The sequence below is a fragment of the Nocardia jiangxiensis NBRC 101359 genome (assembly GCF_000308615.1).
GTDB classification, from domain to species: domain Bacteria; phylum Actinomycetota; class Actinomycetes; order Mycobacteriales; family Mycobacteriaceae; genus Nocardia; species Nocardia jiangxiensis.
Window position 1 is genome coordinate 27,040 of sequence record NZ_BAGB01000165.1, and the last position, 16,117, is coordinate 43,156.

Annotated in this window: 13 protein-coding genes; all 13 read left to right on the forward strand. The window is 61.2% G+C overall.

Features of this window, described 5'->3' with window-relative positions; all coding sequences use genetic code 11:
- Nucleotides 1-92 precede the first annotated feature (92 nt).
- A complete protein-coding gene (locus tag ON40_RS39895) occupies nt 93-671 on the forward strand; it encodes a DoxX family protein (protein ID WP_245568199.1) in 579 nt (192 codons plus the stop codon).
- A 706-nt stretch (nt 672-1,377) separates the two neighbouring features.
- The gene (gene folE, locus ON40_RS39900) at nt 1,378-1,977 is read left to right on the forward strand and encodes a GTP cyclohydrolase I FolE (RefSeq protein WP_040830808.1); all 600 of its coding nucleotides are present in this window, start codon (nt 1,378-1,380) and stop codon (nt 1,975-1,977) included.
- A 180-nt stretch (nt 1,978-2,157) separates the two neighbouring features.
- Nucleotides 2,158-3,417 (forward strand): sodium/calcium exchanger protein, encoded by a 1,260-nt coding sequence (locus ON40_RS39905; RefSeq protein ID WP_051194322.1) that lies wholly within the window; start codon nt 2,158-2,160, stop codon nt 3,415-3,417.
- Nucleotides 3,418-3,653: 236 nt separating this feature from the next.
- A complete protein-coding gene (locus ON40_RS39910) occupies nt 3,654-4,322 on the forward strand; it encodes a GntR family transcriptional regulator (RefSeq protein WP_083896302.1) in 669 nt (222 codons plus the stop codon).
- 118 nt (nt 4,323-4,440) lie between these two features.
- The gene (locus tag ON40_RS39915) at nt 4,441-5,580 is read left to right on the forward strand and encodes a thiolase family protein (protein WP_040830726.1); all 1,140 of its coding nucleotides are present in this window, start codon (nt 4,441-4,443) and stop codon (nt 5,578-5,580) included.
- 9 nt (nt 5,581-5,589) lie between these two features.
- Nucleotides 5,590-6,018 (forward strand): Zn-ribbon domain-containing OB-fold protein, encoded by a 429-nt coding sequence (locus tag ON40_RS39920; protein ID WP_040830728.1) that lies wholly within the window; start codon nt 5,590-5,592, stop codon nt 6,016-6,018.
- Nucleotides 6,015-6,824 (forward strand): enoyl-CoA hydratase/isomerase family protein, encoded by an 810-nt coding sequence (locus ON40_RS39925; protein ID WP_051194325.1) that lies wholly within the window; start codon nt 6,015-6,017, stop codon nt 6,822-6,824. Before ON40_RS39920 ends, ON40_RS39925 begins: the two co-directional genes overlap by 4 nt.
- Nucleotides 6,821-9,112, forward strand: a complete 2,292-nt coding sequence (locus ON40_RS39930) for a CaiB/BaiF CoA-transferase family protein (protein ID WP_083896303.1) — start codon at nt 6,821-6,823, stop codon at nt 9,110-9,112. The genes ON40_RS39925 and ON40_RS39930 overlap by 4 nt, the downstream gene beginning before the upstream one ends.
- 12 nt (nt 9,113-9,124) lie before the next feature.
- Entirely contained in the window at nt 9,125-10,036 is a 912-nt protein-coding gene (locus ON40_RS39935; protein WP_040830731.1) for an alpha/beta hydrolase, read from the forward strand.
- Between the two features lie 46 nt (nt 10,037-10,082).
- Nucleotides 10,083-11,720 (forward strand): flavin-containing monooxygenase, encoded by a 1,638-nt coding sequence (locus tag ON40_RS39940; protein ID WP_063713195.1) that lies wholly within the window; start codon nt 10,083-10,085, stop codon nt 11,718-11,720.
- Nucleotides 11,721-11,727: 7 nt separating this feature from the next.
- Nucleotides 11,728-13,257, forward strand: a complete 1,530-nt coding sequence (locus tag ON40_RS39945; protein WP_040830733.1) for a class I adenylate-forming enzyme family protein — start codon at nt 11,728-11,730, stop codon at nt 13,255-13,257.
- Nucleotides 13,258-13,483: 226 nt separating this feature from the next.
- On the forward strand, nt 13,484-14,983 hold the full coding sequence (locus ON40_RS39950; RefSeq protein ID WP_063713196.1) for a 4-hydroxyphenylacetate 3-hydroxylase N-terminal domain-containing protein: 1,500 nt from the start codon (nt 13,484-13,486) through the stop codon (nt 14,981-14,983).
- Nucleotides 14,984-15,189: 206 nt separating this feature from the next.
- On the forward strand, nt 15,190-16,110 hold the full coding sequence (locus tag ON40_RS39955) for a beta-keto acid cleavage family enzyme (protein ID WP_083896304.1): 921 nt from the start codon (nt 15,190-15,192) through the stop codon (nt 16,108-16,110).
- Nucleotides 16,111-16,117 lie beyond the last annotated feature (7 nt).

Consider the following 16,117-nt stretch of genomic DNA (forward strand, 5'->3'; position numbering starts at 1 on the left):
CCGGCCGACGGACAATAACAGGTGCCGGTCGGGACTGGCAGAAGCCATGATTTATCGAATAGGTCCGGCGTTTGGCCCGGGGAGGAAGAGTATTGAGTGCGATTGATACAACGGACGTCGCAACCGGGATCTTGCGAGCTGCGATCGGAGTGGTGTTCATGCTCCATGGGTGGAACCACGCTTTCGGTGGCGGGCGCATCGCCGGCACTGCCGGGTGGTTCGAGAGCTTGGGTATGCGTCCGGGGCGTCTGCATGCCTGGGCGGCCACTGTAGTCGAGCTCGTCGGTGGCTTCCTGCTGGTGCTCGGACTGTTGACTCCTTTCGCGGCGGCGGCGCTTCTCGGCACGATGGTGGTTGCGTTCGTGACGAATCACCGAAGAAATGGATTCTTCATCTTCCGTCCAGGCGAGGGGTACGAATATGTGCTCGTCCTTGGATTCGTCCTGGCTTGCTTGGGCGGTCTTGGCGGGGGTCGGCTGACTCTCGACCACGGGCTGGGTATCTTCGGCGCTACCTGGACATCTCTGATCCTGACTTTGGTTTTCGGGGTAGTCGGTGGTCTGGTCCAGATACTGCTCTTCTGGCGGCCGCACGCAGCCGAGCCGGCTGCTGGGACGGATATCGCCGGTGATGAGCTCGGAGATGGTACTGCTGAATGGGCGGAGACCTAATCGGCGAGATAGCGACTATGAAACCAGGGCATTCGCCTTGATTTCGCCACCAAGACTGAGATCGATTCAATATTTGCCCTACAGGGTAGGCGAGTGACGAATCGAAATTCGTTGAGGTCTGCGTCGCATCAGCAGTCTGAGTAACAGGCGACGTAAATTCGGTTCACCCTGGCGACCAATCGTCGTCGACGCACAGGAGACGGAGCCTTCAGGTGAAGCCAACAACTACCTATGGACGGAGGTTCCAGAAATGCTGACTCAATCCACACCGATGCCCGAGAGAGACCATATTGCAGGCCTAATCGATGGTTCGATCGTACTGCAGCAAGATTCAGCCGGGGGATTATCGCTACAAGTGACGCTTGGGCCAACAGGACCGGAGCACGGCCGGCACGGTCCCTTGCTCGAGATCGGACTGGCTGCAGACGCGGTCGAGCATCTCGCGAGCCTCTTACTCAGCGACGGTGAGAAGACCATGACGGTTCGGTGCCATGTCGGTGTACGTGCGCGGGAGATTTAGCGGCTGACGCGCTCTTCCCGAGCGTTACGTGGACCCGCGGAATGGCCATGTCGATGTTGGCATATACCCGCGAGTGCATTGGTCTCATCAAGTTTATCGAACACGGCGCGGCCGGAGACAGGGACCAGCAAGGCGGCGCGCCAGATTACAGAACTACGACACAGTGAGGAGCAGGTCTTGATGAATATGACTGTTCCAAACCGAGCGGCGATCATTTCCGATCGGCCTACCATCGATGTACATGCTGCCCAGGATGCGGTACACCAGCTGCTCGCCGCAATCGGGGCGGATCCTGGGAATGAGGATCTCCAGGAGACACCACGCCGTGTGGCGGAGGCGTTGAAGGAACTTCTCTCACCGCGCCCCTTTCGAGTCACGACATTTCCGAACGACCAGGGGTACGACGAACTCGTACTGGCCAAAGGGATTCCCTTCCGGTCACTGTGCGAGCACCACATGCTGCCGTTCTACGGTCGCGCCCACGTCGGCTACTTCCCGGGCAACCGGATCGTAGGAATCTCCAAGTTAGCGCGGGTCGTAGAGCATTATGCTTGTCGACTGCAGGTTCAGGAGCGAATGACCAAACAAATAGCGGACTGGCTCGTCGACACGCTCAACCCGAAGGGCGTCGGTGTTGTCATCGAGGCAGAACACACCTGTATGACGCTACGCGGCGTTCACGCCGTCGGTTCGCAGACCGTTACTTCAGCACTGCACGGTGTACCTCGCGAAAGCGCCAGCTCCCGAGCTGAGTTCTTCGCGTTGACGGGCGTGAGCATGCGATAACCATCGACTTCGCCGACTGCGGACATCGAGATTCGAGTCCAGCCGCCCGATCGTCGGGTCGGGGGAGCAAGCGATCTGTTCGATGGAAATGAGGCCGATGCGTTTCCTGATGGCTTATGCCTGCAAGCTATGACTCGACCTCCGGTCCATTGGCTGGCTACTTACGAAATTTGACTCCTCATGATATTCACCCCAACTCGTGGACGAGCCCCTGCTGCACCACGATTGCCTGTTCGCCCGCTGATCGTTACCGCGGTCTTCATCCTGCCCGCGCTGATTATGCGAGGCATCGGGGCAAGTCCCGGCGCAACTTCGACCCTGCTGGTCTTTGGCGGTGCGGTAGTTGCGGCCAGCTTCCTTCTCGCTTGGGCGACTGAAGCCGCCCAGGTCGACATCTCTGGTGGTCTGGCAATCGCCATCCTCGCATTGGTCGCCGTGCTGCCTGAATACGCGGTCGATGTGTATTACGCATGGACTTCTGGGCACCTCCCCGAGTACACGAAGTACGCCGCGGCCAATATGACTGGTTCTAACCGGCTGCTGATGGGACTGGGCTGGCCGATCGTGGTGCTGGTCGGCATCGCCGTCACCAACAAGCTGAACGGGCGGCGGTCGACCACCCTCAGGCTGGAGCAGGACAACCGCGTTGAGTTGGGGTTCTTATGCGTGGCTGGCGGCTTTGCATTCCTGGCGCCGGCAACTGGACGGATTCATCTTCTTCTCGGTCTGGCGTTGCTGGCCTGGTTCGGCTTCTACCTGTACAAACTCGCCCGAGGCCCGGCTGAAGAGCCGGATCTGATCGGAGCCGCTGCCACTCTCGGGGCTTTATCAGCCACCCGGCGTCGTATGATGGTTATCGCGCTGTTTGCGATCGCGGCGATAGTCATTCTGGTGTGTGCGGAACCGTTCGCGAATAGCCTTATAAACACGGGCACCGAACTCGGTATCGACCGATTTCTCCTCGTGCAATGGCTAGCACCGCTGGCTTCAGAGGCGCCGGAGTTCGTCATTGCTGTTCTGTTCGCTCTCCGAGGTAAGGGAACCGCTGCGGTCGCCACACTCATCTCGTCCAAAGTCAACCAATGGACGCTACTGGTCGGGTCTTTGCCGATCGCACATCTCGTCGGCGGTGGCGGAACGAGCCTAGTGCTGGACGCGCGCCAGACGGAGGAGCTGCTACTGACCGCCGCTCAGACCTTGATGGGTGTTGCGTTGATCCTCGGGCTCAGGTTCCACCGTTGGGCAGCATGGACTCTGCTGCTACTGTTCGCTGTCCAATTTCCAGTCACGGGGCCGGCGGGTCGGCTGGCCCTCGCGGTTGTTTATGCGACTGCGGCCTGCGTACTGCTGGCCGTTAATCGAAGGCATCTCATTTCGGTTCTGGCTGCGCCGTTTCAACTCGGTGGAGACTGCAACCGGCCGGGTGCTGGCGAGCTTTGACGTGGGCATCGATCACGGAACCAGCAGAGGACCAGACGTCGGTAGTCGTTGCCTGCTACGTCCGCCGTATGTATGGCCCTCGCGTGGACCGCCCTAGGGCACTCGCAGTGCGTGATTTGCGGGGTGTACCTGCGAAGACAGTCTCTTCCGACACGGGTCTCAGGGCCGCTGGTTGGTTGACCGCCCCAACTCGACTGTCGTAGTATGTACTTTGTCAGACAAAGTAAGGGGAGCGTGTGGAGACTGAAAAACTTGACTTGCTGATCGACCGACCGTCCGAGTCGATCCCTGAGCGGGTTGTTCGGCGTGTGCGCCAGGCGATTGCGGAGGGATTGCTTCCTCCTGGGCGGCGTCTCACTGAGCGTGAGCTCATGGAACTGACCGGCGTCAGCCGTACTTCTATACGTGAAGCAGTGCGGCTTCTGCAGACCCTCGGCTTGGTGGAGACCTCGCCAAGCCGAGGAGTGCAGGTGGCCGTTCTCGGCAGCGCTGAAGTTCGGGAGATCTACGAGATGAGGGAGGCGCTGGAACCGGCTGCGGCAGCGCTGTTTACTCGTAGGGCGACGGATGCTGAGGTAGCGGCGCTGGTCGAGTTGGCCCAGCCGAGGGTGTCCGGCGAGGAGCGGCTGAAGGCGATCGACAAGTTCGACGAGTTGCTACTCGAAGGAGCTCGCAACTCCTTGCTGAAAGATACGCTGGGTGCACTTCACGCCCGAATAAATGCACTGCGAACTCTGTCTCTATCCGTTCCTGGGCGGTTGGAACTAGCTGTCCAGGAGTATTTGGATTTGGCTGCGGCGATTGAGGATCGATCACCCGAAAGGGCTGCGGAGGCCGCGCGAGTTCATGTGCATTCTGCTGCGGAGGCTGCGCTGGAAGCGGTAAAGGTGCTCGAACAGAAATAGTATTTCTGTATTCTCTTTCCGCAAAACTTTCATATATTCTACTACGTAATGCGCGCTGCTGCTGAGTGGCGAGCTGGGGTGGGTTGCGCTCGATCAACTGACATTGTTGAGAGGCGAAATGTCGAGATTCATAAATGATGTTGCTGTCGTTGGCGTTGGTCAATCCAACTTCCGAGAGCTGTATTCAAACAAGGATACTTCCCGGGATCTATACGGCCTGGCAGCCGGTGCTTTTCGAGAGGCATTGGACGATGCCGGGATCGAAAAGAGCGAGGTAGATGGTCTCCTTTGTACGAATGTCAAGTACGGCCGAATGGCTGATGTGCTCGGTATGCACAATGTTCGTTTCGTGCACGACCTCGAAGGCTCCGGTCGAATGAGCGGCGTTGTCTTGCAGGAGGCATGTGCCTTGGTGCGGGCTGGTCTTGCCGACGTCGTGGCCTGCGTGTACGCAACCAATGGTCGGTCCGCTCGATTGACCTACGGTGGCGAGGAAGCCGGGCCGACGGCCAGCTACGACACAATGTACGGAATGACTTCGCCGGGTGCTTATGTCGCGATGATGTACCAACGATATAGGCAACTCTACGGCGCTTCTGAGGACGCGCTGGCTGCTTTGGCGATCAACAATCGTCGCAACGCAGCACTCAACCCCGCGGCGGTGTTCCAGCAGGAGATCGACCGGGACGACTACATGGCATCCCGTTTCGTCTCCGAGCCCTTGCGCAAGCTCGACTACTGCCTGATCAATGACGGTGGAGTCGCATTTATTGTCACCTCGCTCGAGCGGGCTCGCTCGATGCGGAAGCCTCCTGTCCGCGTTATCGGGACGGCAGGAATGAGCAACTTGACCAACTTCTACACCAGTGAAGACTTCTTCTATTCGGCTTGCAGCGAGGTCGCTAGTCGGCTGTACAAGGAAACTGGCCTCAAACCCGATCACGTCGACTGTCTGCAGGTGTATGACAACTTCACTCCCACCATTCTCTTTACACTCGAGGGCTTTGGGCATGCGCCTAAGGGCGGTTCTTGGGAATGGGTGCAGGACGGGCGAATCCACCGGGACGGGCCGCGGCCGTTGAATACTTCGGGCGGCCATACCAGCGAGAGCTACATGCAGGGCTTCGCGCTGCATGTCGAAGCCGTCCGGCAGGCACGTGGCGAGGCCGGCGAGCGTCAGGTGGCCAACTGCGAAACGGTCCAGTACATGTGCGCGTCGCCCATTGTCACATCGCATGTGCTGACCGTGGAGAAGTGAGGTTCAGAAATGCTTTCCGAAGCGTACTCGGCATTGTTGCCGGAGATCACAGCCACGAATGGACCCTTCTGGCAAGGCTGTGCACAGGGTGAGTTGCGGCTGCAAGTCTGTGACGCATGCGGTACTTTCCGCTTCCCGGATGCGCCAGTTTGCCCCAGATGCCTGCACGATTCCTTTACGTGGAAGAAGACCAGCGGGACGGGCCGGCTCTGGTCGTGGATCAGAATTCACCAGCGCTATTTGGCGGCCTACGCGGATGAGATCCCATATGTTGTGGCGTTCGTTCAGCTGTCGGAGGGGCCATTCCTGATCACGCACCTCGTCGATGGTCCTCCGGATTCTTGGTTGGACCAACCGGTGCGAGCGGTCTTTGAGCCCGACGCGGCTGGGCGATCGGTGCTCAAGTTCGCCGTCGATGAACTTCAGGAGCAGCGATGAGCGCGCCGAACCAAGAGTTGGTGCAATGCAGCGATCTGGGGGACGGCGTCATGTGGGTGACGCTGAACCGGCCTGAGAAGCGGAATGCGATGAACCGCGCGGCGCGCGCCGCGTTGTTGAATGTGCTGGACGACTGTGCGATGAAGATGGCGAAGGTCGTCGTTCTCACGGGCGCAGGTCCGGCATTCTGCGCGGGCGCCGATCTCAAAGAAGCTGCCCAGGACGGGCCGGACGCGGACTCCCAGGTGCCGGGCAGCCGTACGAGCTGGCTGACAGTACAAGAGCGAATCCGCGATCATCCGGCGATCGTGATCGCTGCGGTCAACGGTTTTGCACTCGGCGGCGGTGTCACCTTGATCAATTCGAGCGACCTGGCCATCGCCACCGAGGATGCGCCGATCGGCATGCCCGAGGTGGGGTTCGGCCTGTATCCGAGCCTGGCCGGCCCGTCGACGCAGTTGCGGCTGGGTCCCAAACGTGCCGCTTGGATGGTCCTGACGGCCGACCGGATCAGCGGTCGTACGGCCGCGGAGTGGGGGCTTGTGAACCAGGCGGTGCCAGCCGAAAAACTGAGCCAGGCCGCGCTCGATCTGGCTCACAAGATCGCAGGATACGACAATGTGACGCTTACTTGGTCGAAGCGAGCGCTGCAGCAGATTCCGATGCATATTTCCGAGTGGTCGGCCGCGCTTCGTTACGGTGAGAGCGTCAGGGCACAGATCGCCGTTCGATCCGATGTCCTCGACGATGGGCACGTGGTGCACAACCGTGCGGTGCGTGGTGGGCCGGGCGAGGTGCCGCAGTGAGCACCGGCGGAGGGGATCGGGATCCTTCGGTGCCGGCTCGGCCACTGCGGGTAGTCGAGCTCGCGGCAGGGGTTGCTGGCCAAGCTTGTGGACGATTGTTCGCCGGTCTCGGTCATGATGTGCTCAAATTCGAGCCGCCGACCGGTGACCCGATGAGGAATCAAGCGCCGTTGAATCGAGCTGGCATCGGATTCACGTTCGCCACCTTGAATTCGGCCAAGCGTAGCCGAGTTGTCGAGCTGGAGACTTCCGCCGGTCGTTCAGATCTGGCTGGGCAGCTGTCCGGTGCCGACGTTCTGATTATCGACCTTGGGCCGAGGGCGGCAGAGGCGGCTGGTTTGTCGGCCACGCAGCTGCGCGCAACCTGGCCTCACCTGACGGTAGTTTGGTTCACCCTTTACGGGCTCGACGACAGCCGTTCGAACCAGTTCGGGGACAGCCTCCTCGCGGAAAGCTACGGTGGCCTCGCCTGGATGATCGGCGAACCGAGCCAGGCTCCCCTGAGCTTGGGTGGAGAACAGGCGGCACACGCGTCCGCGTTCGTCGGATTCTTCGGTGCCATGCTTGCGATCCGGCGATCAGGTGGTGATGTTGTCGATGTCGCACTATGCGATGTTGCGGCGTATCTCGATTGGAAGAGCGAGGTCAGCTACGCCGTCGGTGGTCAACTGCCTAAACGGAGCGGCGCGAGCATAGGACCGTGGCGTATCGTGCCGGCGGCCGACGGTTGGATCGGGGTGGTCTTCCAGCCTGAGCAGTGGGACTCGGTCGTCGCGCTGATTGGTGACCCGGCGTTGTCGGACCCGGAGCTCGAGGACAAGGACACCCGGGCGTCGAACCCGCAACGGTGGTGGCCGGTTATTACTGGTTGGGCTGCTGAACTTCCCAAACGGGAGATCTATCGGCGAGCTCAGCGCCTCGGCTTGCCATTCGGATACAGCGCGGACATGGCCGATTTATCCATGGACCCCCAATTCCGCGCTCGCGGATTCATCACTGACCGTGAGGACAACGGTGAACCGATGGTCGGGCCGCTGGTGGTGGCAGCGGGGCAGAGTTGGTGTGGTGGCGAACCGCCGGAACTGGGCGGTGACAACAGTTCGCCGCCGGTCCCTCGTCGCGCGTACAGCGAGCTGCCGGATCTCGATATCGCACCTCTTGCGGGCGTGGTCGTGCTGGACCTTGGCACGATCACCGCCGGTGCCGCCACAAGCCGATTCCTGGCTGACTACGGCGCGACCGTCATCAAGGTGGAGGCGCCGGATCGCCCCGATATGTTCCGGGTGTGGTCGGCGAGCGGGCCAACGACGCCTGGCGCGCAGGGGCCCCAGGTATCACCGCTTTTCGAATCGAATAACGCGGGCAAGCTGGCGGTATCGCTCGACCTGAAGTCCGAGCAAGGCCGTGTGGAGATGGCGAGCCTGGCAGCACAGGCGGACGTGCTGGTCGAGAACTTTACAGTTGGCGTCACAGAGCGGCTTGGGATCGACCACGCGAGCCTACTGAAGATCAATCCCGAATTGATCTCTGTCTCGCTCTCGAGTCAGGGCCAATCGGGGCCCGAGGCTCGCTCGAGGTCGTACGGATCGACTTTGGATCTGTTATCCGGGTTGGCCTCGGTTACCGGCTACTCCGGTGGCGCACCGATCTGGTCGTCGGCGGATGTGAACTATCCCGATCAGCTGGTGTCGTTGCTCGCTGCCGGCCTGGCAGTTCATTCTCTGAATTTCGGCCTGAAGGGGGAGCAGCTCGATCTGTCCCAGCGTGAGGTCGTCAGCTGGACTATGGCTGACCGGATCGCCGAATACGCGGAGACGGGCAGGGTGCCTGAACCCGGGGCGAACCGCCGCGCCGGAAGCACCCCGCACGATGTTTACCGGTGCGCAGGTTCGGAGGACTGGGTTGCCATTGCATGCCACCGCGACGCCGACCGAACGGCGCTCGCCGCCGTTCTCGGTGCGCGTGGTTGGGCAGAAATGTCAGAGACCTGGTGGCAGACCCACTACGAGGACATTGACCGCGTGATTGCGGAGTGGTCTATCGAGCGTTCCCGCGAGGAATGTGTTCGGCAACTGGTCGAAGCAGGCGTGCCGTGCGCGCCGGTTAACACCGCCGCGGACCGTGAGCGCGATCCGCGATACCGGGAGCGTCGGGTGTTCCTGAACGACGGGCTGCCGCGCAAGGGCTTTCCGATGCGGTTGCTCGGGTACCAGCCACCAGACCCCACGCCCGCACCGGACATCGGGCGCGACAACGCGACCGTCCTGGTCCGGCGATCGATGACCTGAAGAAGGAGGCTGATGATGCCCAGCCCAGAATCCGATGTGCTGCGGGCTAAATACTCGGAAATGGCAGACCGGATGGCAGACAACCCCGACATGTCGCTCGCGCAACGACGCGCGATGTTCGAGGAATTGCATGTCATGGCCGTGGAACCCACTCGGGTGACCTATGAGGAAGTGAAAGCCGGCCCGTGCCGTGCTCTATGGTGCAACCCACTGGACTCGGATAGTGAGCGCGTCCTGTTGTATTCGCATGGTGGTGGATTCGTGACGAATTCCGCGGATAGCCACCGCAAGGTGGCTGCTCACTTGGCGAAGGCGGCAGGTGCCCGCGCTCTTGTGCTGGACTACCGGCGCGCCCCCGAATTTCCTTTTCCGGCACAGATCGAGGATGCGGTCGGAGCCTACCGCTGGCTTCTGGACCAGGGCTTCGCGGCCAATCACATTGCCTCGGTTGGTGATTCCGCCGGCGGAAACCTGTCGACCGCCGCGGTCCTCGCGATGCGGAACAAGGGCCTACGTCTCCCTGCGGCGATTGTCGCGATCTCACCGGCGTACGACCTGGAACTCACCGGTTCGACCATTGAGTCGAATCGGGAGAAGGACGCGATCCTTTCGAGGATGCCGTTGGACAAGACGGCAATGTACTTGGGGGAGAAGGGGTCTGTGAAGGATCCCCTGGCGAACCCGCTGTACGCGAACCTCACGGGATTGCCTCCGATCTACCTGTCCTGTGGCACCGACGAGATGCTCCAGGACGACGCTGTTCGCTTCGCTGCATTGGCCGAAAAGGCCGGGGTAAGCACGACTCTCGATATCAACGAAGGAATGCAGCACGTGCACGTATATATGGCGGGCCGGGCTCCCGAGGCCGACGCGACGATCGCTGCGATCGGAGCCTGGTTGCGACCCCTGCTCCAGCTCAACTGACGCCGGTTTGACACCGGTACGTCCAAGTATTGAAAGGTAAGAAGAGATGTCTGATCACAGCGATGTGAGGACTGCCGCCACCAGCGATACCGCAGTCGATTTTGATGCCATTATCGTGGGGGCCGGTTTCGCCGGCATCCGCACCCTCTACGAACTTCGTGAACGCGGCCTGACCGCTCTAGTGATCGAAGCGGCTTCCGACATCGGCGGTACCTGGTTCTGGAATCGGTACCCCGGCGCCCGGACCGACAGCGAGGCGTGGGTCTACGCATACTGCTTCTCCAAAGACCTGATGAACGAGTGGAACTGGAGCGAGCGCTATCCGAGCCAGCCTGAAGTGGAACGGTACTTGCGTCTTGTGGTCGACAAATTCGACATGCGCAAAGATATGATGCTCAACACTCATATCGAGTCTGCGGTATTCGATGAGGGCTCCGAAACCTGGGTTGTCAGCATCGAAGGCGGCGCGCAAATTCGGTCGAGGTTTATCGTTACCGGTCTGGGGCACCTTTCGAAGCCGTATCGGCCGCCGTTCCCGTCGCTCGAGAGTTTCCGGGGTGAGTGGTACCAGACCTCACGGTACCCGAGCGAAGGCGTCGACTTCACCGGTAAGCGTGTCGCCGTGATCGGCACCGGTGCGACCGGTGTGCAGCTCACTCCGCTCGTTGCCGAGACGGCCGCGCACGTGACGGTCTTCCAGCGCACACCGAACTGGGTCCTCCCCGCGCGCAACCACCCACTGGACGATGCCGCATGGCGCGAAATTCGCGCCGACTACGACGGCATCTGGCAGAAGGTCTTCAGTCAGAACTTCGCGCTGCCCTATGGTTCGGCTCATCGCGTCGCGGCCGATGTCTCTGCGCAGGAGCAGCAGGCGATTCTTGAACATGGGTACGAGATCGGTCACTTCCAGTTCTTGTTCGAGACGTTCGACGACATCCTGACCGATGAGACGACCAACGAGCTGGTGTGCGACTTCCTTCGGAGCAAGATCCGGGAGACGGTCAAGGATCCCGCCACCGCCGAGATCCTGTGCCCTAAGTATCCGCTGCTTGCCAAGCGTCCCCCGCTGGGGCACTTCTACTACGAGGCGTTCAACCGGGACAATGTCAGCCTTGTCGACGTGTCGGACAACCCGCTGGTTGATGTCACCGAGGGAGGGCTGCGTACCGCCGACGCCGAGTACGAGGCCGATATCATCGTCTTTGCGACGGGCTTCGATGCGGTGACCGGCGCCTATCTGACTCTGGACATCGTCGGACGTGACGGCGTGCATCTGCACGACAAATGGAAAGACGGGCCGCGGACCAACCTCGGTGAGATGGTCGATGGGTTCCCGAACCTGTTCCTCGCGAGCGGCCCGCATCAGCCGTTCGCAAATATCCCGGCGGTCATCGACCGGTCTGTCCGCTGGATCGGCCGGGCGATCACCCAATTGCTGGAAGACAAGCAGACGATCATCGAAGCCGACGTGGATGCTGTCGACAAGTGGACCGATCTCATGCCGGAGTTGCTGGCGAGGACGATTTTCGCGAAGGGGATGGGCGTCCATGCATGGCACCTCGGTAGCAACATCCCGGGCAAACCGGTGGTGGTGATGGCCTACCACGGCGGAGCCAACAATTACTTCGCAGCTTTGGACGACGAGGCGGAAGCTGGCTTCCCGGGCTTCATCCGGCGGTGATGTGCCCATGAATTTCCTCAATGTGATCGAGCGCGTCGCGCGGCGCCGAGGCGACGCCCTCGCACTGCGCTGCGGCGACACCGAGCTGGACTATCGCGCCCTGGTCGACATCGCTGCGGCATTTGCCGGGCATTTGGTTCGTAACGGATTGCGGCCCGGCGACCGTGTGGGCTTCTTCATGCACAACGAACCGGAGTATCTGCCGGCATTGTTGGGCGTGTGGAAGGCCGGCGGTGTTGCGGTCCCGCTGAACTACATGTACACGGCGTCAGCTCTGGCCCACGCGGTGCAGGATTCGGGATCGTCGTGGTTGGTGACGCTCGGCTCCGATGCGGAGCGCCTGCTCGAGGGCATGGACTCGGTCGCAGCTGACCACGTAGTCACCGTCGGTCCCGACGGCGGTGCGGTGGGCGTGCCCTTCGGCGATGTCATCGTGGGTGACTGGCTGGGCGAGACCATCCCCCGTCTAGATGCCGATGATGCGATGTTGATGTATACGAGCGGATCGACCGGCGTACCCAAAGGCGTTCGATTGACGCATCGCAACGTTGCGGCAGAATGTGAGGCGGTTCTCGACCTGTGGAACCTCGGACCGGGCGATCATGGTCTTGTCGCGACGCCGCTGTTTCATGTCGGAGGATTGTGTTGGGCCACTCTGCCGTTGTTTGTCGCGGGAGGTAGCGTCACACTCCGGCGTTGGAACGTGGCTCGATGGCTCGACGATGCTGAGGAATTGCGACCGACGGTAGCCACTCTCGTACCTACGATGATGATCGACATCGTGAACCACTTGGGAGTCAACCACCGTGGCTTGGACTCGCTCCGAATCTGTGGCATCGGCGGGTCTGCCTTGCCAGAGGCTCGATTGCATGAATTCACAGAGGCGGTCGGAATTACACCGGTCAATGCCTACGGTCAGACAGAACAGAGTGGTCTGGCCATTACCCAGCGGCTTGACCGGCCACGTCAGGACGGTTCGATGGGGAGGCCGCTGGAGCAGATTGTCGAGTGGCGGATCATTGACGCGATGACCCTCGCGCCGGTTGCCCCCGGCGATGTGGGCGAGCTCCAAGTGCGTGGTGACGCGGTGGCGGCGGGCTATTGGCGGCTTCCGGAGGTCGAGAAGGACCGGTTCATCGACGGCTGGTTCCGGACCGGCGACTTGGTCCGCCAAGGGGTCGGTGGCGACCTGTATTACGTCGAGCGCATGGACGACATGATCATCAGCGGTGGCGAGAACGTCTATCCGCAGATGGTCGAAGGACACCTGCAGGAGTGCCCATTGATCGCTGAGGTCGCGGTGATCGGAACGCCGCACGAACGATTCACACAGCAGGTTACCGCGATCGTGGTGCCCAGCCGACCGGATGTGACGGTTGCGGACATCGGCGACTTCTGCAGCGGCCATGCCGATCTGCAGGGGCTCCACCGGCCTCGTCGGATCGAGATCGTCTCGGAAATTCCACGGACGGGCAGCAACAAGGTGGACCGACCAGCTCTGAAGGCTCGATTCGGAGCGCCGATCCCAGCCTCCTGACAAGTTGGGACCACTTCACCGCCGAGACGAGCTTGCTCGGATCGGCATCGCCATGGCGGCGGATTCGGTGGCCCGCCGCCATGGTGTCCCAAGAGCATCGGGGAGTAGGACACACAAATCTCGGTCCTGAGAAGCCCTGGGCTGCACGATATTTCAGTCGCGGTGAGCTCACCGCTATCGGCACCGCTGTGGCGATGCGCTATTGGAGAATGACAAGGAGCGACGAATGGGTGTCCGAACCGCAGAGCAGTACCGAAAGGGCCTGATCGACGACCGTACGATCGTCTACCGCGGCCGCCGGGTGATCGATGTTGAACAGGAGCCGGATATCCGGTCAGCCACCGACCGGTGCGCACTGTGTTTCTCGATCGCCGCCGACCGTCCCGCTCTCGCTATCCGGGACGGCTATTCGGCTTTCTACCATCTTCCTCGGTCGCGCGAGGATCTCATTGCCAGAAGCGAGTTGCTTCAAGAGATCTCACGTCGGGGTGCGGGCGCGATTGTGCTCAAGGAGGTTGGCAGCGACGCTTTGTTCGCACTCCTGCGGACGTGCGAGGGGGAGGGACTCGATCGGATTCGTGCCTTCTACCAGCGCTGCTTGGACGATGACCTCGCTCTCGCGGTGGCTCAAACCGATGTGAAGGGGAACCGCTCGCTGACTCCATCGCAGCAGGCCGACCCCGACCTGTATCTGCGAATCGTTGCGTCAGACGCCGACTCGATCACTGTACGCGGCGCCAAGGCACAAACGACGTACTCGCCGAACGCAGATGAGATCGTAGTGCTCCCAACTCGGGCGATGGGGCGTGACGACGCGGACTACGCTGTCTCCTTTGCGATCCCGCCTGCCACCCCGGGACTGACCCTCTATGTTTCGCCGTACTCGGCCGGTCAGCGAAATGAGTTTGAATTTCCGCTCTCCAGCAGACACCGGATGCTCGAGTCGTTGACGGTCTTCGATGATGTTCGGATCCCACGCGAACGTGTCTTCATGGAGCGACAGTGGGAGATGGCCGGCCCACTGACCTTGGCATTTGTCGACTTTCATCGCCATACGGCCATCAACTACAAGTTGCCCTTTCTCGACCTGATGCTCGGAGCAGCGAACCTGGTGGCGGATGCGAATGGCATCAGCCATGCTGGCCATGTTCGTGACAAGTTGGCCCGGATGGTCGCATGGACCGAGACCGTCCGCGGACTTGCGGAACTGTCGAACATCCGTGCTTTGCCCGACGACCGCGGCGTCTGGAGGCCGGACCCGCTCGTGGTGAACTTGGCGAAGTACACGTTCGCTCATGGTTACCCAGAGGCTGCCGCCACATTGGTGGATCTCGCGGGTGGGCTGTTGGTTACGGGTCCAGGGGCAGAGGACTGGGCTGACCCCAGTATTCGGCCGGTGCTCGAAAAGTACTACGCCGGCGCCGTTCCCGGCGAGCGACGGTTGCGTATCGCCAATCTGGTCGCAGATCTCACGGTGCGTGACTACGGCGGCTACCAAACATCTCTCAACAGCCATGCGGAGGGCTCGTTGGAGGCGGAGAAAATGCAGATGATCAGGTCTTTCGATCCTGGTTCCGCAATGCGGTACGCCGAAGAACTTGCTGGCCTCGTGGCAGTTGACCGCACCGTGGCCGACGGAGTCGGCCACGGTCGCAGCGGTGAGGAGGACTGGCCGAGCGTGGACCGGCTTGGCTGTCTACCGCTCGATTGGAGCGAAGACAGATAGACCGGCAGACCTGCTGGCTAGCTCGAGCGCGTCGACGGAAGGAGCTTTGACGCTCCCAATATTCGTACGTTATAGTATGTCAGACAAAGTACAATAGTCGGCGGCCCGTCTGGGCTGTCCGGTCCGCAGGGCGTCGGTCTGCGCTCCATGCTTCGGCTTGCTTTCAGGGGCGAGTTGTTCAGAATCGAATCTCAGGGAGAGAGCACATGGCAGAGAAGCCTTTGGTGATTGTCGCGGCGGTGAACGGCGGTGCCCAGCAGAGCCGCGATGGGGCGATTGTTCCGGTGACCACGGAAGAGATCGTGGAGGAGGCTGTTCGGTGCGAGGAGGCCGGTGCCACCGTCCTGCATTTCCACGGCCGTAATTCCGAGGGGAGAAACACGGGCGATCCGGCCGTTTATGCAGAGATCATCCGCCAGGTGCGGCAGAAGACGAAACTGCTCATCCAGTGCACGAACGGAATCGGATACCGAATCGATCCGACCACCGGCGAGCATGTGTTCCCGCCCGATGCGGAGCGGCTCGCTCTTCTCAATCTCGATCCGACTCCTGATTACTACGGTGCGATGACGGTGTCGATCGACTTCTACGATCCTGACGGTGGTTTTCCGCAGGAGGCGTCGTTCCGCAACTCCGGTCGGTTCCTCAGTGAAACGATCCGAACGGTCTACAGTCGCGGTTCGGTCATCGAGTTCGAAATCCCGCACATCTCCTCGCTGCACCGACTGCACCGGTATCTGGCTGCCGAGGGAATCGACCCGGCATCGCCCTACATTGCACTGCTGATGCCGATCATTCCCTCGTTCGTGCCCGACCACCGGACGTGGCTTCATCTTCAGGACGAGGCCAAGCGGATGTTCCCGAATGCGATTCGCAACCACGTCGGGAGTGGTTCAACGGCGTTCGAAGCGGTGGCGTTGGCCCTGGCCGTGGACTTCGAGTGTGTGCGCGTGGGGTTCGAATCGAGCCTGAATCTCGCCGATGGATCGTTCGCTCGCCACAACTACCAGCAGGTCGCGCAGGCGGTGGAGATCGCGCGGATCTTCGGTCGTCGCCCAGCGACTCCGGATGAAGCTGTCAAGATCCTGCAACTGGATCGCGGGCCGCAACAGCTCGGCGCCGTCTGACTTCGCT

Bases quoted from the DNA above. Each gene is read 5' to 3' on its own strand.
- folE (WP_040830808.1), top strand. From the start codon at position 1,378: ATGACTGTTCCAAACCGAGCGGCGATCATTTCCGATCGGCCTACCATC.
- ON40_RS39905 (WP_051194322.1), top strand. From the start codon at position 2,158: ATGATATTCACCCCAACTCGTGGACGAGCCCCTGCTGCACCACGATTG.
- ON40_RS39915 (WP_040830726.1), top strand. From the start codon at position 4,441: ATGTCGAGATTCATAAATGATGTTGCTGTCGTTGGCGTTGGTCAATCC.
- ON40_RS39920 (WP_040830728.1), top strand. From the start codon at position 5,590: ATGCTTTCCGAAGCGTACTCGGCATTGTTGCCGGAGATCACAGCCACG.
- ON40_RS39925 (WP_051194325.1), top strand. From the start codon at position 6,015: ATGAGCGCGCCGAACCAAGAGTTGGTGCAATGCAGCGATCTGGGGGAC.
- ON40_RS39935 (WP_040830731.1), top strand. From the start codon at position 9,125: ATGATGCCCAGCCCAGAATCCGATGTGCTGCGGGCTAAATACTCGGAA.
- ON40_RS39940 (WP_063713195.1), top strand. From the start codon at position 10,083: ATGTCTGATCACAGCGATGTGAGGACTGCCGCCACCAGCGATACCGCA.
- ON40_RS39945 (WP_040830733.1), top strand. From the start codon at position 11,728: ATGAATTTCCTCAATGTGATCGAGCGCGTCGCGCGGCGCCGAGGCGAC.
- ON40_RS39950 (WP_063713196.1), top strand. From the start codon at position 13,484: ATGGGTGTCCGAACCGCAGAGCAGTACCGAAAGGGCCTGATCGACGAC.
- ON40_RS39955 (WP_083896304.1), top strand. From the start codon at position 15,190: ATGGCAGAGAAGCCTTTGGTGATTGTCGCGGCGGTGAACGGCGGTGCC.